Annotated in this window: 23 protein-coding genes; 9 read left to right on the top strand and 14 right to left on the bottom strand. The window is 71.8% G+C overall.

What is annotated here, in order from left to right:
- Positions 1 to 10: 10 nt before the first annotated feature.
- The 3 genes from ACFVZW_RS02040 to ACFVZW_RS02030 all read left to right on the top strand — a co-directional run bounded on the left by ACFVZW_RS02040 (position 11) and on the right by ACFVZW_RS02030 (position 3140).
- Complete coding sequence (locus ACFVZW_RS02040; RefSeq protein WP_384515318.1) at positions 11 to 484, top strand: DUF3574 domain-containing protein; 474 nt, start codon at positions 11 to 13, stop codon at positions 482 to 484.
- Positions 485 to 608: 124 nt separating this feature from the next.
- Positions 609 to 2000 (top strand): aldehyde dehydrogenase family protein, encoded by a 1392-nt coding sequence (locus tag ACFVZW_RS02035; RefSeq protein ID WP_384515315.1) that lies wholly within the window; start codon positions 609 to 611, stop codon positions 1998 to 2000.
- Between the two features lie 60 nt (positions 2001 to 2060).
- Entirely contained in the window at positions 2061 to 3140 is a 1080-nt protein-coding gene (locus ACFVZW_RS02030) for a Zn-dependent alcohol dehydrogenase (RefSeq protein WP_384515577.1), read from the top strand.
- Here the strand turns inward: ACFVZW_RS02030 and ACFVZW_RS02025 are convergent.
- From ACFVZW_RS02025 to ACFVZW_RS02010, 4 genes are read right to left on the bottom strand one after another with little or no spacing between them, the layout of a single operon-like run.
- Positions 3137 to 4072 (bottom strand): DMT family transporter, encoded by a 936-nt coding sequence (locus ACFVZW_RS02025; protein ID WP_384515312.1) that lies wholly within the window; start codon positions 4070 to 4072, stop codon positions 3137 to 3139. The two genes, ACFVZW_RS02030 and ACFVZW_RS02025, sit on opposite strands and share 4 nt — an antisense overlap.
- Positions 4073 to 4104: 32 nt before the next feature.
- Entirely contained in the window at positions 4105 to 4800 is a 696-nt protein-coding gene (locus tag ACFVZW_RS02020; RefSeq protein WP_384515309.1) for an ArsR/SmtB family transcription factor, read from the bottom strand.
- An 18-nt stretch (positions 4801 to 4818) separates the two neighbouring features.
- Positions 4819 to 6225, bottom strand: coding sequence for an ankyrin repeat domain-containing protein (locus tag ACFVZW_RS02015; protein ID WP_384515306.1), 1407 nt, complete (start codon positions 6223 to 6225; stop codon positions 4819 to 4821).
- Positions 6192 to 6869 carry a TetR/AcrR family transcriptional regulator gene (locus tag ACFVZW_RS02010; RefSeq protein WP_384515303.1) on the bottom strand — a complete coding sequence of 226 codons (678 nt, stop codon included), beginning with the start codon at positions 6867 to 6869 and terminating at the stop codon, positions 6192 to 6194. The genes ACFVZW_RS02015 and ACFVZW_RS02010 overlap by 34 nt, the downstream gene beginning before the upstream one ends.
- 54 nt (positions 6870 to 6923) lie before the next feature.
- On the opposite strand from ACFVZW_RS02010, the gene ACFVZW_RS02005 reads away from it, so the two are divergent.
- From ACFVZW_RS02005 to ACFVZW_RS01995, 3 genes are all read left to right on the top strand, one after another.
- Complete coding sequence (locus ACFVZW_RS02005) at positions 6924 to 8093, top strand: acyl-CoA dehydrogenase family protein (RefSeq protein ID WP_384515574.1); 1170 nt, start codon at positions 6924 to 6926, stop codon at positions 8091 to 8093.
- A gap of 70 nt (positions 8094 to 8163) precedes the next feature.
- Complete coding sequence (locus tag ACFVZW_RS02000; RefSeq protein ID WP_384515300.1) at positions 8164 to 8451, top strand: YiaA/YiaB family inner membrane protein; 288 nt, start codon at positions 8164 to 8166, stop codon at positions 8449 to 8451.
- A gap of 59 nt (positions 8452 to 8510) precedes the next feature.
- Entirely contained in the window at positions 8511 to 9137 is a 627-nt protein-coding gene (locus tag ACFVZW_RS01995; protein WP_384515298.1) for a TetR/AcrR family transcriptional regulator, read from the top strand.
- Here the strand turns inward: ACFVZW_RS01995 and ACFVZW_RS01990 are convergent.
- Positions 9128 to 9589 (bottom strand): MaoC family dehydratase, encoded by a 462-nt coding sequence (locus tag ACFVZW_RS01990; RefSeq protein WP_376434675.1) that lies wholly within the window; start codon positions 9587 to 9589, stop codon positions 9128 to 9130. The two genes, ACFVZW_RS01995 and ACFVZW_RS01990, sit on opposite strands and share 10 nt — an antisense overlap.
- A 130-nt stretch (positions 9590 to 9719) precedes the next feature.
- On the opposite strand from ACFVZW_RS01990, the gene soxR reads away from it, so the two are divergent.
- The gene (gene soxR, locus ACFVZW_RS01985) at positions 9720 to 10184 is read left to right on the top strand and encodes a redox-sensitive transcriptional activator SoxR (RefSeq protein WP_384515295.1); all 465 of its coding nucleotides are present in this window, start codon (positions 9720 to 9722) and stop codon (positions 10182 to 10184) included.
- A gap of 172 nt (positions 10185 to 10356) precedes the next feature.
- Here the strand turns inward: soxR and ACFVZW_RS01980 are convergent, their stop codons facing one another.
- The 9 genes from ACFVZW_RS01980 to thyX all read right to left on the bottom strand — a co-directional run bounded on the left by ACFVZW_RS01980 (position 10357) and on the right by thyX (position 20815).
- On the bottom strand, positions 10357 to 11427 hold the full coding sequence (locus ACFVZW_RS01980) for an RNA ligase (ATP) (RefSeq protein WP_384515293.1): 1071 nt from the start codon (positions 11425 to 11427) through the stop codon (positions 10357 to 10359).
- 124 nt (positions 11428 to 11551) lie between these two features.
- Positions 11552 to 12250: a 3-keto-5-aminohexanoate cleavage protein gene (locus ACFVZW_RS01975; protein WP_384515290.1), complete on the bottom strand. Its 699-nt coding sequence runs from the start codon at positions 12248 to 12250 to the stop codon at positions 11552 to 11554.
- Entirely contained in the window at positions 12247 to 12855 is a 609-nt protein-coding gene (locus ACFVZW_RS01970; RefSeq protein ID WP_384515287.1) for a hypothetical protein, read from the bottom strand. Before ACFVZW_RS01970 ends, ACFVZW_RS01975 begins: the two co-directional genes overlap by 4 nt.
- A 288-nt stretch (positions 12856 to 13143) precedes the next feature.
- Positions 13144 to 14346 (bottom strand): alpha/beta hydrolase, encoded by a 1203-nt coding sequence (locus ACFVZW_RS01965; protein WP_384515284.1) that lies wholly within the window; start codon positions 14344 to 14346, stop codon positions 13144 to 13146.
- Positions 14347 to 14466: 120 nt separating this feature from the next.
- Entirely contained in the window at positions 14467 to 15789 is a 1323-nt protein-coding gene (locus ACFVZW_RS01960; RefSeq protein WP_384515280.1) for an erythromycin esterase family protein, read from the bottom strand.
- 78 nt (positions 15790 to 15867) lie between these two features.
- Positions 15868 to 17067 carry an exo-beta-N-acetylmuramidase NamZ domain-containing protein gene (locus ACFVZW_RS01955; RefSeq protein ID WP_384515277.1) on the bottom strand — a complete coding sequence of 400 codons (1200 nt, stop codon included), beginning with the start codon at positions 17065 to 17067 and terminating at the stop codon, positions 15868 to 15870.
- A 124-nt stretch (positions 17068 to 17191) separates the two neighbouring features.
- The gene (locus ACFVZW_RS01950; RefSeq protein WP_384515274.1) at positions 17192 to 18877 is read right to left on the bottom strand and encodes a ribonuclease J; all 1686 of its coding nucleotides are present in this window, start codon (positions 18875 to 18877) and stop codon (positions 17192 to 17194) included.
- A 120-nt stretch (positions 18878 to 18997) separates the two neighbouring features.
- Positions 18998 to 19897 (bottom strand): 4-hydroxy-tetrahydrodipicolinate synthase, encoded by a 900-nt coding sequence (dapA, locus tag ACFVZW_RS01945; protein WP_384515272.1) that lies wholly within the window; start codon positions 19895 to 19897, stop codon positions 18998 to 19000.
- A 177-nt stretch (positions 19898 to 20074) separates the two neighbouring features.
- Positions 20075 to 20815 carry an FAD-dependent thymidylate synthase gene (thyX, locus tag ACFVZW_RS01940; protein ID WP_384515269.1) on the bottom strand — a complete coding sequence of 247 codons (741 nt, stop codon included), beginning with the start codon at positions 20813 to 20815 and terminating at the stop codon, positions 20075 to 20077.
- 200 nt (positions 20816 to 21015) lie between these two features.
- On the opposite strand from thyX, the gene ACFVZW_RS01935 reads away from it, so the two are divergent.
- Together ACFVZW_RS01935 and ACFVZW_RS01930 are read left to right on the top strand one after the other, a co-directional pair.
- Positions 21016 to 21255 carry a hypothetical protein gene (locus tag ACFVZW_RS01935; RefSeq protein WP_384515266.1) on the top strand — a complete coding sequence of 80 codons (240 nt, stop codon included), beginning with the start codon at positions 21016 to 21018 and terminating at the stop codon, positions 21253 to 21255.
- Between the two features lie 95 nt (positions 21256 to 21350).
- Positions 21351 to 21905, top strand: a complete 555-nt coding sequence (locus ACFVZW_RS01930) for a hypothetical protein (protein WP_384515264.1) — start codon at positions 21351 to 21353, stop codon at positions 21903 to 21905.
- Position 21906 lies beyond the last annotated feature (1 nt).

Genomic DNA, 21906 nt, shown 5'->3' with positions numbered 1-21906 from the left:
GGACGCGCACATGCCCCTCGGTCCGCTGACCACCCGTACCCGTGTCGCCGTCGCCACCGCCGGGCTGCTGATCGCGGCCGGCGCCCCCGCCGCGTACGCCACCCTCGGCGAGGGCGCGGCCTCCCCCGCCGCCGTCACGGCACAGGCACGCGGCAAGGCCTACGTCGAGACGCGGCTGTTCTTCGGGACGGAGCGCCCCGACGGCGGCCCGGACGTCACCGATCGGCAGTTCATGGCCTTCGTCGACAAGGAAGTCACGCCGGGGTTTCCGGCCGGCCTGACGGTCCAGGACGGGCGTGGACAGTGGCGTGACGCGAACGGCACCATCGAGCGGGAGCGTTCGTACGAAATGATCCTGTTCTACCCGGCGGCCGAGGCGCGGCTCCACGACCCGCGGATCGAGCGGGTCAGGGAGGCGTACAAGAAGACCTTCGGGCAGGAGTCCGTGGCCCGGCTCGACGAGCCGACCCGCGCCGACTTCTGAGCCGGCGCGGGCGGAGGGCACCGTACCAAGGGCGGCCCTGGCGCCAGAAAACTATCAGCGCTAGTTTGGGTCGCGGACGACGAACCGGCCGGTAGGCGCGGAACAGGTGCAGAGGAGACAGCGGATGAAGAGCCACGACGCGATGTACATCGGCGGGGAGTGGCGTCCCGCCGCCTCCACCGACACCATTCCGGTCGTCAACCCGGCGGACGAGCAGGTCATCGGCCATGTCCCCGCCGGTACCGCCGAGGACGTCGACGCCGCCGTCCACGCCGCGCGCGCCGCCTTCCCCGGCTGGGCCGCCATCCCGCCTGCGGAGCGCGCCAAGCTGATCGGCGCGCTCCGCGACGCCCTCGCGGCCCGCGCCGAGGAGATCGCCGCCACGGTCACCGCCGAGCTCGGCGCTCCGCCGCAGTTCGCCGCCGCGGTCCACGCCGGCCTGCCGATCGCCGTCGCCGGTACGTACGCCGAGCTCGCCGCCGCCCACCCCTTCGAGGAGAAGGTCGGCAACTCCACCGTCTACTCCGAGCCCGTCGGCGTCGTCGGCGCGATCACCCCGTGGAACTACCCGCTCCACCAGATCGTCGCCAAGGTCGCCCCCGCGCTGGCGGCCGGCTGCACCGTCGTCCTCAAGCCCGCCGAGGACACCCCGCTGACCGCCCAGCTCTTCGCCGAGGCGGTCCACGCGTCGGGCATCCCCGCCGGCGTCTTCAACCTCGTCACCGGCCTCGGCCCGGTCGCGGGCCAGGCGCTCGCCGAGCACGAGGGCGTCGACCTCGTCTCCTTCACCGGCTCGACCGCCGTCGGCAAGCGGATCGGGGCCCTCGCGGGCGGCGCCGTGAAGCGGGTCGCGCTGGAGCTGGGCGGCAAGTCCGCCAACGTCATCCTGCCGAGCGCCGACCTCGGCAAGGCCGTCGCCGTCGGCATCGCCAACGTCATGGCCAACTCCGGCCAGACGTGCAGCGCCTGGACCCGGATGCTCGTCCCCGCCGACCGTTACGACGAGGCGGTGGCACTGGCCGCCGAGGCCGTGAAGAAGTACGTCCCCGGCGACCGCGTCGGCCCGCTCGTCAACGCCAAGCAGCAGCAGCGGGTGCGCGGCTACATCGAGAAGGGCGTCGAGGAGGGCGCCCGGCTCGTCGCGGGCGGACCCGAGGCGCCGCGCGAGACCGGCTACTACGTCTCCCCGACCGTCTTCGCCGACGTCACCCCGGACATGACCATCGCCCAGGAGGAGATCTTCGGCCCGGTCGTCTCGATCCTGCGATACGAGGCCGAGGAGGACGCCCTCGCCATCGCCAACGGGACCGTGTACGGGCTCGCCGGCGCCGTCTGGGGCGAGCCGGAGGAGGCCGTCGCCTTCGCCCGCCGGATGGACACGGGGCAGGTCGACATCAACGGCGGCCGCTTCAACCCGCTGGCCCCCTTCGGCGGTTACAAGCAGTCGGGCGTGGGCCGCGAACTCGGCGCCCACGGCCTGTCCGAGTACCTCCAGACCAAGTCCCTCCAGTTCTGAGCCCGTTCCGAGCCTTCCGAGCCTGTTCCGAGTCCCTGAGGAGCAAGACGCGTCATGAGCGTGGTCCGCGCCGCCTTCCTGCCCGCCGTCGGCTCTCCGCTGGAGATAGCCGGCATCCGACTGCCCGAGCCCGGCCCCGGCCAGGTCAGGGTCCGCCTCGCCGCCGCCGGGGTCTGCCACTCCGATCTGTCCCTCTCCAACGGGACCATGCGGGTGCCCGTCCCCGCCGTCCTCGGGCACGAGGGCGCCGGCACGGTCGTCTCCGTCGGCGAGGGCGTCACCCACGTTGCCCCGGGCGACGGTGTCGTCCTCAACTGGGCGCCGTCCTGCGGCTCCTGCCACCCCTGCTCGCTCGGCGAGGTCTGGCTCTGCGCCGACGCGCTGACCGGCGCAGGGAGGGTGTACGCCGCGACCGAGGACGGCACCGACCTCCATCCCGGTCTCAACGTGGCCGCCTTCGCCGAGGAGACCGTGGTCGCGGCGAACTGCGTCCTGCCCGTACCGGACGGGGTCCCGCTCACGGACGCGGCCCTGCTCGGCTGCGCCGTCCTCACCGGCTGGGGCGCGATCCACCACTCGGCGCGGGTACGGCAGGGGGAGTCGGTCGTCGTCTTCGGCGTCGGGGGCGTGGGCCTCGCCACCCTCCAGGCCGCCCGGATCGCCGGTGCCTCGCCGATCATCGCGGTCGACGTGTCGCCCGAGAAAGAGGCCCTGGCACGGGCCGCCGGAGCGACGGAGTACGTCGTCGCCTCCGAGACCACCGCGAAGGAGATCCGCCGGCTGACGGGCGGCCATGGCGCCGACGTGGCCGTCGAGTGCGTCGGCCGCGCCGCCACGATCCGTACCGCCTGGGACTCCACCCGGCGCGGCGGCCGCACCACCGTCGTCGGCATCGGCGGCAAGGACCAGCAGGTCACCTTCAACGCCCTGGAGCTCTTCCACTGGGGCCGGACGCTGTCCGGGTGTGTGTACGGGAACTCCGACCCGGCCGCGGACCTGCCCGTCCTCGCCGGACACATCCGGGCCGGCCGCCTCGACCTGAGCGCCCTGGTAACCGAGCGGATCACCCTGGACGGCATCCCGGGCGCCTTCGACAACATGCTCGCGGGCAAGGGCGGCCGGGCGCTGGTCGTCTTCTAGGGAGCCTTGCCGGTCCCGACGCTGTCGGCCGGAGTCCTGGACGGGGGCTTCGGCCGGGAGCGGGAGACCGCCACGCCCGCCAGACACAGCGCCCCGCCCGCCAGCGTGAGCAGCCCCGGGAGCTCGCCGAGGAGCACCCACGCCATGGCGACGACGAGTGCGGGCACGGCGTACGTCGTCGCGCCCATCCGGCCCGCGGTCGTACGGGCCAGGGCGTAGGCCCAGGTGGTGAAGGCGAGGGCGGTCGGGAACACCCCGAGGTACACCATGTTCAGCGTCGCGGAGAGCGGCGCCCGGCTCGCCTCGTCGACGAGCTGCCGGCCGAAGGGAAGACAGGCCACCGCCCCGACCAGGCACCCGAAGGTCGTGATCTGCAGCGCGCTGCCGTGGGCCAGGGCGGGCTTCTGCGCCACGACACCGCCCGCGTACGCGACCGCCGCCAGCAGGCAGAGCACGACGCCGAGGACGGACGCGTGTCCCTCGCCGGACATCGAGAACCCGACGGCGATCGCGCCGGCGAAGGAGACCGCCATGCCCGCGATCAGCCGGGGCGGCAGCTTCTCGCCGAGGAACCGGGCGCCGAGCAGGGCGATCAGGATGGGCCCGATGTTCACGACCATCGCGGCCGTGCCGGCGTCGACCTCCTGTTCGCCCCAGTTGAGGGCCACCATGTACGCGCCGAACCAGAGGATTCCGGATACCGCGATCCCCGGCCAGGCGGCCCGCGGCGGAAGCCCCTCCCGCCGTATCAGCAGGACCGCTCCGAGGACGAGAGCGCCGGCGAGGAGCCGGCCGAGGGCGAGCGCGCCGGGGGAGTAGGCGGCCCCGGCGCTGCGGATCGAGACGAAGGCGGAGGCCCACAGGACGACGGTGACACCGGCGGCGGCGAGCGCCAGGCGGGAGGTGGCGGGGGAGGCGGGTGAGTCGGTCATGGGGCGACCGTAGGCCCTGGACCCTTCGGCGCTCACCGAATTGTTCCCGGCTCGATGCCCAGGGCCAGCCGAAGGGCCTGCTCGCCCCGCGGAGTCACCTTCACCGCCCGCTCGGACCCGATCCGTACGCACCAGCCCGCGTCGAGCGCATGCCGGCAGAGCGCCGCGCCCGCCACCCCCGCCAGATGGGGCTTCCGCTCGGTCCAGTCGAGGCAGCCGCGGGCGACAGGCCGCCGCCCCTGGGCCGAGAGGGCGATCCCCAGCTCCCCGAACCACTCCACACCCGCGTCCGTGAGCGCGAACCCGGTGTCCTGGCGCAGCAGTCCGCGCACGGTCATCGCCTCGGTGATCGTGATCCCGAGCCGCCCGGCGAGATGGTCGTAACAGGTCCGCCCCCGCGCCATCGCCTGCCCGGCGCTCGCGGCCCGCAGCGAGCCCGGCGGGGGCCTGCGCGCCGGCTCGGAACGGGCGGCCAGATCCTCGACGAGGTGGGCGATCCCGGGGTCGGCGAGGCGCACGTACCGGTGCCGCCCCTGGCGCTCCTCGACGAGCACCCCGCCCGCGACGAGCTTCCCGAGGTGCTCACTGGTGGTGGAGGGCGCCACGCGCGCGTGGCGCGCCAACTCCCCTGCGGTCCAGGCCCGCCCGTCGAGGAGGGCGAGGAGGAAGGCGGCGCGGGTCTCGTCGGCGAGGAGCGCCGCGAGGGCGGCGAGGTCTTTTGCGGCCATGGCGCCAGGGTGCCGCACTCACGGTTCGGCGTCCGCCGAACCGTCCCGGTGGCGCGACCGGTAGGCGTCGAGAGCGAGCAGGCGGTGGTCCTCGGCGAGCCAGTGCGCCTCCCATGGGAGCCGTCCTACCCGCTCGTACGCGTCCTCGGTGCGCGGATCGTCGCGCAGGGCGAGCCCGTACGCGGCTTCCAGGCGCACCAGTTGCTCGTCCTCGTCGAGCAGCCGCCACAGCATGTCGGCGACGGCGGGGGAGCGGTCCGGGCCCGTGGCGAATGTCGCCGCGGTGCCGCCCCGGACGCCGGGATCGGGATCCCGGGCCAGGGCGAGCAGTGCTTCCGCGAACTCGGCGGCCTCGGCCGGCTCCCCGGCTTCGGTGAGCAGCTGCTGCCAGTGGCTCAGGGTCTGGGAGGTGGACGCGCGCACGGTTGGATGCGGATCCCGTGTGAGCGCGAACAGCGTGCGGCGGGCCTCCGCGCCCAGGGGTGCGCCCTCGTCACCGCCGAGGGTGAGGTGGACCGACGCGCGGATGTAGGGGTCGGCATGGCCGGCGAGCCGGAGGCCGATCGCCTCCTCCTCGGGGTGGCCGAGGCCGATGTAGGCGTCGAGGATCTCCCACAGAACCTTCGGGTCGCTCTCGTCGGCCGTCCAGGAGGCGAGGAGGGCGGCCGGCTCCTTGCGGTCGAAGCGGCGCTCGCCCAGGAGACCGAGCACGTCGGCGTACCGGAGTACCTGGAGCGCGAACAGCCTGCGGTCGCGCTCCGAGGGGTGGCGGGCGGAGAGGACCGCCGACCAGGACTCCCGGTCGAGCCGCAGGCCCAGCGGGTGGAGGACGGCCGACCGGTCCGCGTGCTCCGGGTCCGGGTCCGCGAGCGCCCGCTCCATCAGCACCTCCGCCGGTGTCAGGACGCCGAAATACCGCTCGAGCGAGGTCAGGATCGCTCCGTGCCCGGCACGGACGGTCAGCCCGCCGAGCGACACCTGGTCGACGGTGCCGGACTCGCCGTCCCGGATCCGGACCGTCTGCGCCGGCCCCGAGGCGCCTGTCCTGCGCCGCAGTTCGGCCTCCGCGCCGGTCTCGTACCAGGAGCGGGCGATTCCGAGCAGCCGTTCCTGCTGAGCCTTCGGCAGCCGTGTCCCGGGGTCGCGCTCCAGGACGGCGTCGAAGACGGCGGGGGAGCCGCCCTCGACCGCCCGCGACAGAGGGGTCGTGCCGTCCGGCAGCACCCGGTCCGGGTCCGCCCGGCCCTCCACCAGGACCTCGGCGACGCCCGCGTCGTACGCGGCGACCGCCAGACACAGCACCGGCAGCCCGTCCTCCGCCACCGTGTCCGGGTCGGCGCCCGCGCCGAGAAGACGCTCGACCTCCTCCGCGTCCCCCGCCCGCACCGCCGCTACGAGCCGCTCGTCGTCTCCTGCTTGGCCCACGCCCCCCGTACCCCCGTCTCGTACTGCATCGCCAGCCCGTCGAGAAGCGCCCGCAGCCCCGTCTCAAAAGCGCCCTCGTCCACCTTCTGGCGGTGTTCCGCCAGGAGGTGCGCCTGGCCCAGGTGAGGGTAGTCCGCCGGGTCGTAGGCCGTCTCGTCGTCGACGAAGCCGCGGGCGAAGGAGCCCAGCGCCGAGCCGGTGACGAAGTACCGCATCAGCGCGCCGATGTACGTCGCCTGGGCGGGCGGCCAGCCCGCGCGGACCATCGCGCCGAAGACCGCGTCGGCGACCTTCAGGCCCGCCGGCCGGCGGCCGGGGCCCTGTGCCAGGACCGGGACGATGTTCGGGTGGTCGGCGAGGGCCGCGCGGTAGGAGGCCGCCCAGTCGTGCAGGGCCGTGCGCCAGTCGCGGGCGTCGTCCTCCTCGAACATCGACAGATCGACCTTCGCGCTGACGGCGTCGGCGACCGCGTCGAGGATCTCGTCCTTCGTGCGGAAGTGGTTGTAGAGCGACGGCCCGCTGACCCCCAGCTCCGCGGCGAGCCGCCGGGTGGAGACGGCGGCGAGGCCCTCCGCGTCCACGAGCGCGCTCGCCGTGTCGACGATCCGGTCTCGGCTGAGGAGGGGCTTGCGCGGTCGGGCCATGGCGCACATAGTAGGCCTGCCCGAAGGAAACTAGCAGTGCTAATTAAAGTCTTCATGAAGGTCGGTGGCGCAGTGAACCTGGAGCTCAGCGAGGAACAGGAAGCCGTACGGCAGCTCGCCCGGGACTTCGTCGCTCGCGAGGTCACCCCGCACGTCGTCGAGTGGGACCGCGCGGAGGACGTCGACCGGTCGATCGTCAAGAAGCTCGGCCCCGTCGGCTTCCTCGGCCTCACGATCCCCGAGGAGTACGGCGGCTCGGGCGGCGACCACCTCGCCTACTGCCTCGTCACCGAGGAGCTCGGGCGCGGCGACTCCTCCGTGCGCGGCATCGTCTCCGTCTCGCTCGGTCTCGTCGCCAAGACCATCGCGGCCTGGGGCGACGAGGAGCAGAAGGCCGGCTGGTTGCCCCGGCTCGCCTCGGGCGAGGCCCTCGGCTGCTTCGGTCTCACGGAGCCGGACACCGGATCCGACGCCGGCAACCTCGCCACCAAGGCCGTCCGCGACGGGGACGCGTATGTCGTCAACGGCTCGAAGACGTTCATCACCAACGGGACCTGGGCCGACGTCGTCCTGCTCTTCGCCCGCACCAACGACACGCCCGGCCACAAGGGCGTCTCCGCCTTCCTCGTGCCCACCGACACCCCCGGCCTCACCCGCCGCACCATCCACGGCAAGCTCGGTCTGCGCGGTCAGGCGACCGCCGAACTGGTCCTGGAGGACGTCCGCGTCCCCGCCTCGGCGATGCTGGGCCCCGAGGGCAAGGGCTTCTCCATCGCCATGTCCGCCCTGGCCAAGGGGCGGATGTCGGTCGCGGCCGGCTGTGTCGGCATCGCGCAGGCGGCGCTCGACGCGGCCGTCCGCTACGCGGGGGAGCGCGAGCAGTTCGGCAAGCCCATCGCCTCGTACCAGCTGGTGCAGGAGCTGATCAGCGACATCGCCGTCGACGTGGACGCCTCCCGGCTGCTGACCTGGCGGGTCGCCGATCTGATCGACCGCGGCCAGGAGTTCGCCACCGCCGCGTCGAAGGCCAAGCTGTACGCCTCCGAGGCCGCCGTCCGCGCAGCGAACAACGCCCTCCAGGTCTTCGGCGGCTACGGCTACATCGACGAGTACCCGGTCGGAAAGCTGCTGCGGGACGCCCGTGTGATGACGCTGTACGAGGGCACGAGCCAGATCCAGAAGCTCATCATCGGGCGGGCGCTCACGGGCGTGTCGGCGTTCTGAGTACCTCGCGGTGCGCCCCTGAGTATCCGGGCGGATGTGGCGGGCGCCACATCCGCCCGATGCTTCGTCCATGAGCGACACACCCGTCAAGCAGCAGAACACCGCCGCCTACTACATGCAGGCCGTCCTCTCCTTCGGACTCGCACTCGCCGCCGTGGCGATCGGCATCTACCAGCTGGACGCCGACGCGTGGGTGCGCGCCTTCCTCGCCATCGCCGTCCTCTACCTGACCACCTCGGCCTTCACCCTCGCCAAGGTCGTCCGTGACCGCCAGGAGGCGGGCCAGATCGTCAGTCGGGTCGACCAGGCCCGCCTCGAGAAGCTCCTCGCCGAGCACGACCCCTTCCAGAAGCTCTAAGCGCTTGCTCAGCTTCGTTGTATGGTGTTCGTCCTGACAGCTGGAGTGAGGGGCGAGCGATGAGCGTGGCGGAGGAGACGCCCGGCGGCGAGGACATGCCGTGGGGCGAGGTCACGCCCGAGGCGGCGAGGCGGCTGCTCGTCGCGGCCGTCGAGGCGTTCGCCGAGCGCGGGTACCACGCCACGACGACCCGGGACATCGCGGGCCGGGCCGGCATGAGCCCGGCGGCGCTCTACATCCACTACAAGACCAAGGAAGAGCTGCTCCACCGGATCAGCCGCATCGGTCACGACAGGGCCCTGGAGATCCTCCGGGCGGCCGCCGACGGCGAGGGCAGTGCGGGGGAGCGGCTGGCCGACGCCGTGCGGTCCTTCGTGCGCTGGCATGCCGAGCGGCACACCACCGCGCGGGTCGTGCAGTACGAGCTCGACGCGCTCGCTCCCGAGCACCGCGCGGAGATCGTCGAGCTGCGCCGCGAGTCCGACGCGGCCGTGCGCCGGATCATCAACGAGGGCGTGACGGCAGGGGAGTTCGACGTGCCGGACGTGTCCGGCACCACCGTCGCGGTGCTCTCGCTCTGCATCGACGTGTCGCGCTGGTTCAACGTGCGGGGCCGCCGGACGCCGGACGAGGTCGGCGCGCTCTACGCCGACCTCGTCCTACGGATGGTCGGCGCTCAGAAGTAGTAGCGCGACACCGACTCGGCGACGCAGACCGGCTTGTCGCCGCCCTCGCGCTCCACGGTCACCGTCGCGGTGACCTGCACACCGCCGCCCGCCTCGACGACGTTCGTCAGCACGGCGGTGGCGCGCAGTCGTGAGCCGACGGGTACGGGGGAGGGGAAGCGCACCTTCTCGGTGCCGTAGTTGATGCCCATCTTCATGCCCTCGACGCGCATGATCTGCGGGACCAGCGTCGGCAGCAGCGACAGCGTCAGATAGCCGTGCGCGATCGTCTTCCCGAACGGCCCGGCGGCCGCGCGCTCCGCGTCCACGTGGATCCACTGGTGATCGCCGGTCGCGTCGGCGAACAGGTCGATCCGCTTCTGCTCGATCTCCAGCCAGTCGCTGTGCCCCAGCTGCTCGCCGACTCCGGCGCGCAGCTCCTCGGCGGAGGTGAAGATCCTCGGCTCGGCCATGTCCCTGCTCCCTGTCTCTCACCCGGCTTGACGCTCGTCGCTCGATGCTCATCTAAGCGACTGCTTAGTCTGGCTGGGTGGTGAGGGCTCTGTCAACGGGTCGGAAGGGTCGAGCAGTAGGGTTCGAGGAGTGCCGCAGATTCCAGAGAAGATCCACGAACTCACCGTCGGCCAGCTGTCCGCGCGCAGCGGCGCCGCCGTGTCCGCCCTGCACTTCTACGAGTCCAAGGGCCTGATCAGCAGCCGCCGTACCAGCGGCAACCAGCGCCGCTTCGGTCGCGACATCCTGCGCCGCGTCGCCTTCATCCGGGCCGCGCAGCGAGTCGGGATCCCACTCGCGACCATCCGCAACGCGCTCGCCGAACTCCCCGAGGAGCGCACTCCGACCAACGAGGACTGGGCGCGGCTCTCGGCGGCCTGGCGCACGGAGCTGGACGAGCGGATCAAGCAGCTCGGACGGCTGCGCGACCATCTGACGGACTGCATCGGGTGCGGATGCCTGTCGCTGGAGAACTGCGTGCTGTCCAACCCCGACGACGTCATCGGCGAGCAGATCGCGGGCTCGCGACTGCTGCCCGAACGCCGGGAGGATTAGGTCCACCCCGGGGCCGGCGAGCTCATCGGCGCCGGAGCGTCCTTCTCGGCGCCCGAGCGCCGGACCGTCCTTGAAGGGCGCCCCGTCCCGACGAGACGGCCGGCGGGCCGCGCGTACGGAGAGGGGGCCCGCCACCCCCGTGGACGGGCCCCCTCGGTTCCGGCGGGGCGGGTCACTCGTACTCGGTGCCGCCCTTGCGGGTCAGATAGGCCGGGCTGACCGCCTTGGCGATGGCGCGGCCGCCGACCACCGGGCTGTACCGCTCCGTCACCGGGCGGATCACGACGCCCTCCCGCAGATGCAGCTCCCGCCCGGAGACGGTCTCCCGGCCGCTCGCCACCTCCAGCACCCGCTCCAGGGCGTACGGCCCGGTGTACAGCCTTGGTACGAGCGGCAGTTCGCCGGGCTCCAGCACCTCGGCCGGGTCCAGCCAGCGCACCTGGCCGTCGATCTCGGCCGACACGTCGAAGACGGCGTAACCGACGCCTTCGCTGCGGGCGTTCGCGCCGTAGCCGAGGTCCTGCACCCCGGCCCCGTACACCTCGCCGAACAGCCCGACCCGGCTCGCGCCGAGGCGCTCGGCGAGCCGCGCCGCGACCTCCTTCACGCCATGGCCGTGGACCGCGCGCCAGTACAGATTGCGCGGGTCCTCCTGGAGGGCCAGACCCTTGGCGCCGAAGCCCTTCGAGGAGACCCGCAGCCGGTCGTCCTCGACGATGTAGGTCGCCAGGCACGCCGTACCGTGCAGCTTCTCCGTCAGGACCACCGGCTCGCCGGGCTCGAAGATGTCCGGATAACGCTGCAGGTTCTCGATGTCGACCCACGGCAGCAGATCCGGCGCGGACTCGACGTCCCCGCTCATCGTCGGCGGGATCGGCGGCACCCACTTGGTGATGCCGAGGAGCTCGGCGAAGTCGGTTCCGTCGGTGGCCGCCGCGGCCAGGTCGACATCCGCGAGCGCCTTGGGCCGGCACACGATCCCCTGCGACAACTCGCCACGCAGCCGCACCGCCTTGACCCGGTCCGACGCCCTTCCGGCCAGCCGTCCGGTCAGCCCCAGCTCGTCCACGAGCGCGACGGGCAGCACGGCCTGCTCCGGGATGTAGAGCGCGACCTCACCCGTGCGGTACGCGCCCTTGGCGACGACGGCTCGGTAGAGGCCGACCTGGGCCAGTTCGAGGGCGTCGGCGTTGGGATGGTCATGGACGGTCAGGGTCTCGGCGGTGACGCGCAGTGTCGACATGTCGGTTCTCCGGCAGCTCAGGGATAGTCGCGTGGCGTTCTCATCGCCGGACACTGTGCCCGTGCGAATACCCCCTGGGCCAGCGGTTTTTGTCCTGGTAACCTCGCGCTCCCCGCGGACGGCGTTACTCCTGCGAGAGCGCGGCCGAGACCAGTCGGGCATTGTCCCGCGCGAGGCTTCCGTCCGGCAGGAACAGCGTGTCCTCCAGACCGACACGCGACGCCAGACCGAGGCGGCGGGCCAGGCGCAGGACCGGCCACGCGCCGGCGTCCGTGCCGTGGAGGAGGATCGGGAGGCCGTGGGCCTCGCCCACCTCCGCGAGCAGCGCACGGGCGGCCGTGACCGGGTCAGGGCCGTCGGCCTCCGCCAGGATGCGCAACACTCGGGGAGCCAGGGGCGAACCGAGGAAGCGCTCAGGACCGTCCGTACCCTGCCGAAGCCTCGCCTCCACACCGACGCCCCGCTCCAGAAGCGCGGCCGCCAGCTCCTCCGCGCCCGGCTCGTGCCAGTGGACCGAAGCGTGGTCGGGGAGGACCGTCCAGGCGCGGACGCGCTCCACCCGCCGTACCGGATCGGGCTCCTCCGCCACGCCGGTCGTCACCCCCACCGGAACGTCCACGGCAGCGCGGATCGCCGTCAGGGTCTGCGCCAGCACCCGGGGCGAGAGCGTCTCCCCGCCGCACGGAGTCCTGGGGTGCACGTGAACGTCCGACGCCCCGGCCGCGACCGCCCGTGCCGCCGCTTCCGCCATCGCGGCCGGCGACATCGGCACGGCCGCCGAATCCCCCGGACCGCGGCCCCCGTTCAGACACACCTGCATCACGCCACGGACGCCAGCCGTGGAACCGTCTCCCGCGCCCGTGCCAGCGCGCCCGCCGTCAGCACCGCCCGCGGCACCACGACCCCGCAGTCACCGCACACCGGACCGAACCACGGCTCGTCGTCCAGATCCGGCCGCCACTCGATCCGCGGCCCCGCGCACACCGGGCAGCGCTCCCCGGGCGCGGACTGCAGGGCGGTGATCAGCCGCCGCAGCACCTCGGCCAGCGGCTCCGACGGATGCAGCGCCGGGTCGTCGCACCGCGCCACCCCGTTGCCGCCCCAGGTCCGCCGATGCCAGTCGTCCAGCGCGCCGGGCCGCCGCAGCCCGCCGTGCTTCTCGCGCCGCCGCCGCGCCGCGAACTCCTCCTCGTACGCGAGCCACACCGCCCGCGCCTCCTCCAACTCCTCCAGAGCGGCCACCAGCCGCCCAGGATCGAGCTCCCGGTCCTCGGGCCCGAACCTGTGCCTGCGGCACAGATGGTCCCAGGTCGCGCGGTGCCCGTACGGGGCGAACCGCTCCAGGCACTTGCGCAGCGAGTACCTCCGCAGCGCCGTGTCACTCCCGGGATCGCGCACCTGTCTCGCAAGACTCCGGAAACCCGCCATCGCTCGCACCTCCGTCGGTGGTACTTCGGCGTCAAGGACGTCATGGAATGGACGAACGACTACCCGTTCGTGTTCCATCGAAAATTCGATGGGGGCCATCAGAGGCGCGCGGGGGAGCGCTGTTGCGGGACGTCGTCCTGGGGCTCGCGGAGAATCCGGCGCTGCCGGAGCGGCTGCCCCGTGACGATCCTCACTTCTCGGTCGCGGTCCAAGGGAGGGACGACGCCGGTCGGTCCCATGGCGCCGGACGTCGTCGAGCAGGCCGATGAAGGACGTCCGCGGAGCCGACTACCGCCTCCCGATCCGGCCTGCCGACGCCACAAGACGGGCCAGCTCCGCGTGGCAGATGTCGCTGTGCTCCCCGACCACCTCGGCCGCGTCGACGCTCACGCATCCCGTCGTGGGGATTCCGTCGCGCAGTGCCTTCGCAAGGGGCAGCGAGGGGGTGCCCGGGACCGCCTGGACGCCGTCGTGGCCGATCGCCCACCAGCGCTTGTCGCTGCCGAGCAGCGAGTCGGCGTCGCGGGCCAGCCGGGAGGCCAGGGGGTAGATCACGCGCAGCGCGGTGTCGTGGCGGGAGTAGCAGGCGACCACGGGGCCGTCGACCCGGCGCTGGAGATCGCGCAGCGCACCGCCCCTGCCCGGGTCGTGCGGGAGGCGGGCCGCGAACGCGTAGTGGGAGAAGGCCCCTTGGAGGAGCGTCACCGAGGCCACGTTGCGGACATCGGCGGGCAGGCCGCGCAGGGCGAACGAGACGAGCCGGGCGCCCATGCTGTGGCCGACGAGATGGATCCGCAGCCCGGGGGAGGAGCGGGCGAGTTCGCCGAGCAGGGGGCCGAGCCCCCGCTCGCCGACCGTGCCGGAGCGGCGCTTCATCGTGTAGTACGTGGCCTGCCGCAGGGCCTCCCGCGCGCCCTTCCAGTACCGCGTCAGTCTGCCCCCGAACGCCTCGCGCGGGGTCGGCAGGCTCCCCGGCCCCGCCGCCTCCTCCAGCGCGTCGGCGAACATCGCGCAGACGGCCACCGGGTCCGCGAGCAGGAAGTCGGGCACCTCCGGGTCGTCCCTCGTGAAGCCCTGAGAGCCGTTCGTGTCGGTCAACTGCCGCAGCAGCTCGCCGAATTCGGTCAGCGCCGCCTCGTCGTCCGGCTGCTCCCGCAGGAGCGTGGCCAGCCGGTCCACCACCGACTCCTTGCCCGGGTGCACGGCCGCCACGGACTCGAAGTCGGGGATCGGCTCGTCCGAGAACATCATCGACGGCCACACCACCCCCACGTACCCCATCCGCACCTCCTGCCTCAGGGTTTCCGGGAACGGGGCGAAGAACGCCGCGTACAGACGGGTGGCCACGGACCGGGTGTTGTTCCACCCGTGGGCGAACATCACCAGATCCGTGACCCCTTGGGCGGCCAGTGCCGCGAGCGACTCGTGCTGCCGGGACGCCCCGTCGCCGTCCTTGTCGAAGGTGATCTCCCGGTACGGCTCCACACTCATTCCGGCCATGCTCTGCCCGTCCCTCCGCGTCGAGGAAGTGCTGAGGAAGTTCCTGAGGAAACTGCTGGGGATGTTCTTCCCGCGACAGCATCCTGCGCGCACGGAGGGACGGCCAGGTTTTCAGCGCAGACGCGCCGCGGAGACCTCGGGGAAGTGGACGAGCAGGTCGTACGCCGTGGTCAGCCGGACCGGCGCGTGGTTGCCCGCCCACGGGTACGCCGTGCCGATCAGCCACGCCGGGCGGTGCACGCCCAGCCAGTCGCGGGCGGCGGGCGTCGCGGCGCGCAGGTCCAGGTAGAAGGGGCGCGGCGACACCCGGTCCAGGGTCTCGGCGCTGCTGTCCGGGCCCGGCCGGCCCACCGTGAACGTACGGATCGGCTCGCCCGGCGCCTCGGTGTCATGGGCGTTGAACGAGCCCCGCCCGAAGGAGGCCCCCATGCTCACGTAGTCCCTGCCGAGCGCGTCCCGCAGGAAGGCCCCCTGGAGGCGCGGGTACTGGTCCGGCTTGGTCGTCTCGTAGCCGACGTGGCCGTTGTGCGCGGACAGCACGATCCGGTCGCCGGTCGCCCGCTGCCACCACACGGTGTTCTCGGCCATGATCCGGTCCCGGTAGAGCATCGCGTCGGCGACGCCCGCGGGATCGGTCACGTCGTGCGCCATCTCCGTGCCGACCTGCGCGATCGCCCGGGCGTGCTGGACCGTCCAGAGGTACTCCTCACGGTCCCGGCCGGGCTTCCGGCGCTCCAGGAGCGCGAGGGCGCGGTTCACGTCCGCGGCCATCCGCCGGCGTTCCTCGATCGGCCTGGCGAGATAGGCGTTCATCCAGCTGTCGACGTCACCCGTGGGCCGCGAGGCCCGGTACAGCTCCTGGAAGCGCGGCAGCAGCCGCGGGTGTGTGCGGGCCGCGTAGCCCGTGACCTTGTCGAAGAGCTCCGGGCCCGCGTAGCCCAGGTCGTTGCCCATGAACCGCACCTGGTGGCCGGGATGACGCAGATTGTGCCGCCGCATCCAGGTGATCAGGTCGAGGTACTCCTCGGTGTTCCAGAACCGGTAGGCGTGTCGGAACTCGTCCTTCAGGATCTGCCGCGGGTCGCCCTTGCCGAAGCGTACGTAGTCGTCGATCAGCAGCCCGGTCGACCAGTTGGCCTCCAGGGCGAAGGTGGTGAAGCCCTTCTTCTCCACCAGGTGCTCGAAGATCCGGTGCTTGGTCTCGAAGAACTCGGCCGAGCTGTGGGTCGCCTCGCCGATCCCGAGGACCTTGGCCGAACCGATCATCCGGTCCAGCGGCCGCAGGTCGTCCAAAGGACGCGCGGTGCGGGCGAGTTCACGGGCGGGGTCCGGTGACGCCGTGGTGTCCGCGCTCGCGGCGGGGGCGAGGGCGGCGAGGCAGAGTGCCACGACCGCCCCCACCAGCGGTAACCGATGTCGTGTCAACGTCTTCATGGATCAAGCTTGTCGACGGCGGACCTTCGGTGGCCAACCTGCCCGCACCCGTGATCACGCGGGGGTTTGCCCCACCTGTCACCGGTAGAGCAGGTACTCCTTCCGCACGGCACGGAACGCGGCCAGGTCCGCGGCCCACGCACCCACCACCTCGTCCGTGTCCGCGCCCGCGTCGATCAGGGTCCGTACGCGGGTCGAGCCCGTCAGCTTGTCGATCCAGTTGTCCGGCCGCCAGGCGAAGCCGCTCCACGAACGCTTCGCGCTGATCAGCAGCCCGATCCCGGTCCGTACGGGGTCGAAGGACGCCCGGTCGTGCACCTGCACCTGGACCCCGCCGACCGTCTTCCCCTGGAACTTGGAGAAGGTCGGCGCGAAGTACGCCTCGCGGAAGCGCACTCCGGGCAGCTCCAGGGCGTTCGCCGCCTCCGCCCATCGCCGGTCGACTCCCTCCGCGCCGAGCAGCTCGAAGGGGCGGGTGGTGCCGCGTCCCTCGGAGAGGTTGGTGCCCTCGAAGAGGCAGGTGCCGGAGTACACGAGCGCGGTGTCGGGCGTGGGCATGTTGGGGCTCGGCGGCACCCACGGCAGCCCGGTGGCGTCGAAGAAGTCGCGCCGCTTCCAGCCCGACATCTGTACGGTCTCCAGCTCCACCGGCTTCGTCAGGAACTGCCCGTTGAACAGCCGGGCCAGCTCCGACACCGTCATCCCGTGCGCCTGCGCGATCGGTTCACGCCCCACGAAGGTGGCGAAGGCGCGGTCGAGGACGGGGCCGAGGGCCGCCCGCCCGGTGACCGGATTCGGCCGGTCCAGGACGACGAACCGTTTCCCCGCCAGCGCGGCCGCCGCCATGCAGTCGTAGAGCGTCCAGATGTACGTGTAGAAGCGCGCGCCCGCGTCCTGGATGTCGAAGACGACGGTGTCCACGCCCGAGGCGGTGAAGACGTCCGCCAGCGGCTGTCCGCTCTTGAGGTACGTGTCGTAGACGGGAAGCCCGGTCGCCGGGTCGTCGTAGCGGCCCTCGGAGCCGCCCGCCTGCGCCGTGCCCCGGAAGCCGTGCTCGGGGCCGAAGACGGCCACCAGGTCGACGCGGTCGTCCGCGTGCATGACGTCGACGATGTGGCGCACGTCCGAGGTGATCCCGGTCGGGTTGGTGACGACACCGACCTTCTGCCCGGCGAGCGGGGCGTACCCGTCGGCGGCCAGCCGCTCGAAACCGGTGCGGACCCGGTGGCCGCCCCCCGGGGCCGCCGGCCCCCGGGCGGCCGCGGCCCCCCCCCCCACCGCCCCCCCCGGGGGGGGGGTGTCCCGGGGGGGGGCCTCCTAAAACCTCTTGGGGGCGGGCCCCCCCCCAAACCACCGCCCCCCCCCCGCTCCGGGTTGACGCTGGTCAGGCAGCGCGAGCCGCTCAGACCTCCACGACGACCGGGAGGATCATCGGACGTCGGCGGTACGTGTCCGAGACCCACTTGCCGACCGAACGGCGGATCAGCTGCTGGAGCTGGTGGGGCTCGACCACACCGTCCTGGGCCGACTTGTTCAGGGCCTGCTCGACCTTCGGAATCACGGCGTCGAACGCCGAGTCCTCGATGCCGGAGCCGCGGGCGTGGATGTTCGGGCCGCTCACGATCTTGCCCGTGGAGGAGTCGACCACCACGAAGACCGAGATGATGCCCTCGTCGCCGAGGATGCGGCGGTCCTTCAGGGAGGCCTCGGTGACATCGCCGACCGAGAGGCCGTCGACGTACACATAGCCGGCCTGGACCTTGCCGACGATCCGCGCCTTGCCGTCGACCAGGTCGACGACGACGCCGTCCTCGGCGATGACGATGTGGTCCTTCGGGACACCCGTCATCGCGCCGAGCTCGGCGTTGGCGCGCAGGTGGCGCCATTCGCCGTGGACCGGCATCAGGTTCTTCGGCTTGCAGATGTTGTAGAAGTACAGCAGCTCGCCTGCCGAGGCGTGGCCCGAGACGTGGACCTTGGCGTTGCCCTTGTGGATGACGTTGGCACCCCAGCGGGTCAGGCCGTTGATCACGCGGTAGACCGCGTTCTCGTTGCCCGGGATGAGCGAGGACGCCAGGATCACGGTGTCGCCCTGGACGATCCGGATCTGGTGGTCGCGGTTGGCCATCCGGGACAGGGCGGCCATCGGCTCGCCCTGGGAACCCGTGCAGACCAGCACGACCTCGTCGTCCGGCAGGTCGTCGAGGGTCTTGACGTCCACGACGAGACCGGCCGGGACCCGGAGGTATCCGAGGTCACGGGCGATGCCCATGTTGCGGACCATCGAGCGGCCGACGAAGGCCACCCGGCGTCCGTACTCATGGGCGGCGTCGAGGATCTGCTGGATGCGGTGGACGTGGCTGGCGAAGCTGGCCACGATGATCCGCTTCTGGGCGTTCGCGAAGACGTTCCGCAGGACGTTGGAGATGTCCTTCTCCGGCGGGACGAAGCCCGGGACCTCGGCGTTCGTCGAGTCGGACAGCAGGAGGTCGATGCCCTCCTCGCTGAGCCGCGCGAACGCGTGCAGGTCGGTGAGCCGGCCGTCCATCGGGAGCTGGTCCATCTTGAAGTCGCCGGTGGCGACGGCCATGCCCGCGGGGGTGCGGATGGCGACCGCGAGCGCGTCCGGGATGGAGTGGTTGACCGCGATGAACTCGCAGTCGAAGGGGCCCAGGCCCTCCCGGTCGCCTTCCTTCACCTCAAGGGTGTAGGGGCGGATCCGGTGCTCCTGCAGCTTCGCCTCGATCAGGGCGAGGGTCAGCTTGGAGCCGATGAGCGGGATGTCCGGCTTGAGCCGGAGGAGGTACGGGACGCCACCGATGTGGTCCTCGTGGCCGTGCGTGAGCACGATGCCCTCGACGTCGTCGAGGCGGTCCCGGATGGTGGTGAAGTCGGGCAGGATCAGGTCGATGCCGGGCTGCTCCTCCTCGGGGAAGAGCACGCCGCAGTCGACGATCAGCAGCCGGCCTTCGAACTCGAAGACCGTCATGTTCCGGCCGATCTCACCGAGCCCGCCGAGCGGGGTGACGCGCAGGCCGCCCTTGGGCAGCTTCGGCGGGGCGCCGAGTTCAGGATGCGGATGACTCAAAAGACTCTCCTCACCACACGCGCCACGTACCGCTTGGGCACGTGGCGCGCATGACATTCGTGCACTTGCTGTTGTCAGTCGATCGTTCACCGATCGGATATTCAGTTATGAAGTCTGTTGTTACAGCTGTACCCCGCCGGCGGCGAGATCGAGCCTGAGCTGGGCGGTTTCCTCCGGGGAAAGCTCCACGAGGGGCAGGCGCAGCGGGCCGGCCGGGAGTCCCTGGAGGGCGAGGGCGGCCTTGGTGGTCATGACGCCCTGTGTGCGGAACATGCCCGTGTAGATCGGCAGGAGCCGCTGGTGGATCTCGGTGGCCTTCTGGACCTCGCCGTTCAGGTGGGCGTCCAGGAGGGCGCGCAGCTCGGGGGTCACGACGTGGCCGACGACGGAGACGAAGCCGCAGGCGCCCACGGAGAGCAGCGGCAGGTTGAGCATGTCGTCGCCGGAGTACCAGGCGAGGCCGGATCGGGCGATGGCCCAGCTGGCGCGGCCGAGGTCGCCCTTGGCGTCCTTGTTGGCGACGATCCGGGGGTGCTCGGCGAGGCGGACGATCGTCTCGGTGTCGATCGGGACGCCGCTGCGGCCGGGGATGTCGTAGAGCATCACCGGGAGCGCGGTGGCGTCGGCGATGGCCGAGAAGTGCCGGTACAGGCCCTCCTGCGGGGGCTTGTTGTAGTACGGCGTGACGGCGAGCAGGCCGTGCGCGCCGTCGCGTTCGGCGGTGCGGGCAAGCTCGATGGAGTGGTGGGTGTCGTTGGTGCCGATGCCGGCGACGACATGGGCGCGGTCGCCGACCGCGTCCAGTACGGCTCGTACCAGCTCCGATTTCTCCGCGTCGCTCGTGGTCGGGGACTCGCCGGTGGTGCCGTTGACGACAAGGCCGTCGTTGCCTGCGTCCACCAGATGGGCGGCGAGTCGCTGGGCACCGTCGAGGTCGAGTGCGCCGTCAGCCGTGAAGGGCGTGATCATGGCGGTGAGGACCCGCCCGAAGGGGGTCTGCGGAGTGGAGATCGGAGCCATGGGTAACACGCTACTCGCTGCTCAGCGCCCGGTGCCCCCTCGGGGGCGGTGTGAAAGGAGCCCGGCACTGCCTGCTCGGGGGTTCAAGCAGTGCCGGGTCCGTTTGATCAGCCTAGATGAACTTCGTGAAACGTCGCAATACGGACACTTCGCGTGACGGGATCGTACATCTGTGCTTTAAGGGGCCACACGGCCGTTCTTGTTGAACGCGGCATGGGTCAGCGGCATGAGCTGGGCCCAGTGCTGCTCCATCTTCTCGCCGACCATCTCGATCTCCCGCTGCGGGAAGGACGGCACCTTGGCGAGCTCGTGCTGGGTGCGCAGGCCGAGGAAGTGCATCAGCGAGCGCGCGTTGCACGTGGCGTACATCGAGGAGAAGAGGCCGACGGGGAGGACCGCGCGGGCGACCTCGCGGGCGACACCGGCGGCGAGCATCTCCTGATAGGCCGCGTACGCCTGGACGTACGAGTCCTCCATGACGCGGCCGGTCAGCTCCTGCTGGGCCTCGCTGCCCTCGACGAAGACGTACTTGCCCGGGCGGCCCTCCTGGACCAGCTTCCGCGAGGCGTCGGGAACGTAGAAGACCGGTTCCAGCTCCCTGTAACGACCCGATTCCTCGTTGTACGACCAGCCGACGCGGTGGCGCATGAACTCACGGAACACGAAGATCGGGGCGCTGATGAAGAAGGTCATCGAGTTGTGCTCGAAGGGGCTGCCGTGCCGGTCCCGCATCAGGTAGTTGACGAGCCCCTTGGACCGCTCGGGGTCCTTCTGCAGCTCGTCGAGCGACTGCTCCCCCGCCGTGGAGACGCGGGCCGCCCACAGCACGTCCGAGTCGGCGGCGCTGTGCTTCACCAGCTCGACGGTCACATCGCTGCGGAAGCTGGGCTTGAGGTCTGCTGCGGGGGTGTCGGTCACCGGCGGGGTCCTTCCAAAGTGCGTCGCTCGGGCGGCGCCCACTCTACGGGGAGGCACTGACAGCCGAGCCCCTCACCTGCCCCCACACCCACCCGGACCACTTTCTTTGGCCAATTCGGGGAAATCGGGCACCGAATGGTGACTTTGCTCGTCTGTCCCTGTGACACCGCACACCACAGAGCTCCAAGGAGAGTGGCCCCATGTTCCGCCGGCGAGAGGCCGTCCCGTTCGCGTTCGTCGCTGATGCCGACCGCTTCCGCAGTAACGTCACTCCGCCGCCGAGGGAGCGCCTCAGCGTCTCCGAGGTCGCGGGCCGTACGCTGGTCGGGCTGACCGTCGTGGCCGGTCTCGTCGGATCACTGCTCTTCGGAATCCCGTCGATGCAGTCGGGTGCGGCCGAGGGCCACCGGCAGCAGTCCGAGGCTTCCGACAGCCGTTGAGCAGTACGGCCCCCCTGGGGTGGCCCGGTCGAGACCACCTGGGTAGCCTCACCGGGCACAGCCCCTTCGAGCGTGCTTGTGAGTGAGGATCAGTCGTGCCCCTGCCTTTTCTGACGGCCGACCGCGCTTTTGACGCGACCGACGATGTCGCGCTGCCGTACGACGACCACGACGAGTGGCGTCGTCCCTACCGGCCGGGACCCTGGCGGGTCGGGGCGGCGGCGCTCGCTCTGCTGCTCGCGTCCTTCGTGCTCTTCGCCGCGGTGATCATCGCCGCGGCGTCGGCCCTGGGCGGCGCCCTCGCGACCTTCGGGCTCGCCGCGGCGATCATCGCCGGTGCGCTGCGCGCGCTGCGCGTGGGCACCTGGGTGAGCCGTCACGGTGTGCGCCGGGTCGGGTTCTTCTCGACGGCGACCGTGGCCTGGCCGCAGGTGACGGAGCTGCGCACGGTGCAGCAGCCCGTGCGCTGGCTGGGGCTGCCCCGTACCGTGCAGGGCCAGGCACTGGCTCTCGTACGGCAGGGCGGTGAGCAGATCACGCTGCTCACCGACCACAACGCCGACTTCCTCTCCCGCGTCGAGGCCTTCGACCGCGCCGCCGACACGGTCGAGGTGTGGAACGCCGAGTACGGCGCCCACGCCTCGCGTTGAC

Origin of the sequence: Streptomyces sp. NPDC059567 (assembly GCF_042735655.1) — a bacterium.
Taxonomy (GTDB): Bacteria; Actinomycetota; Actinomycetes; order Streptomycetales; family Streptomycetaceae; genus Streptomyces.
Note: the sequence above shows the minus strand (reverse complement) of the source record. Positions and strands in the feature narration are given on the sequence as shown.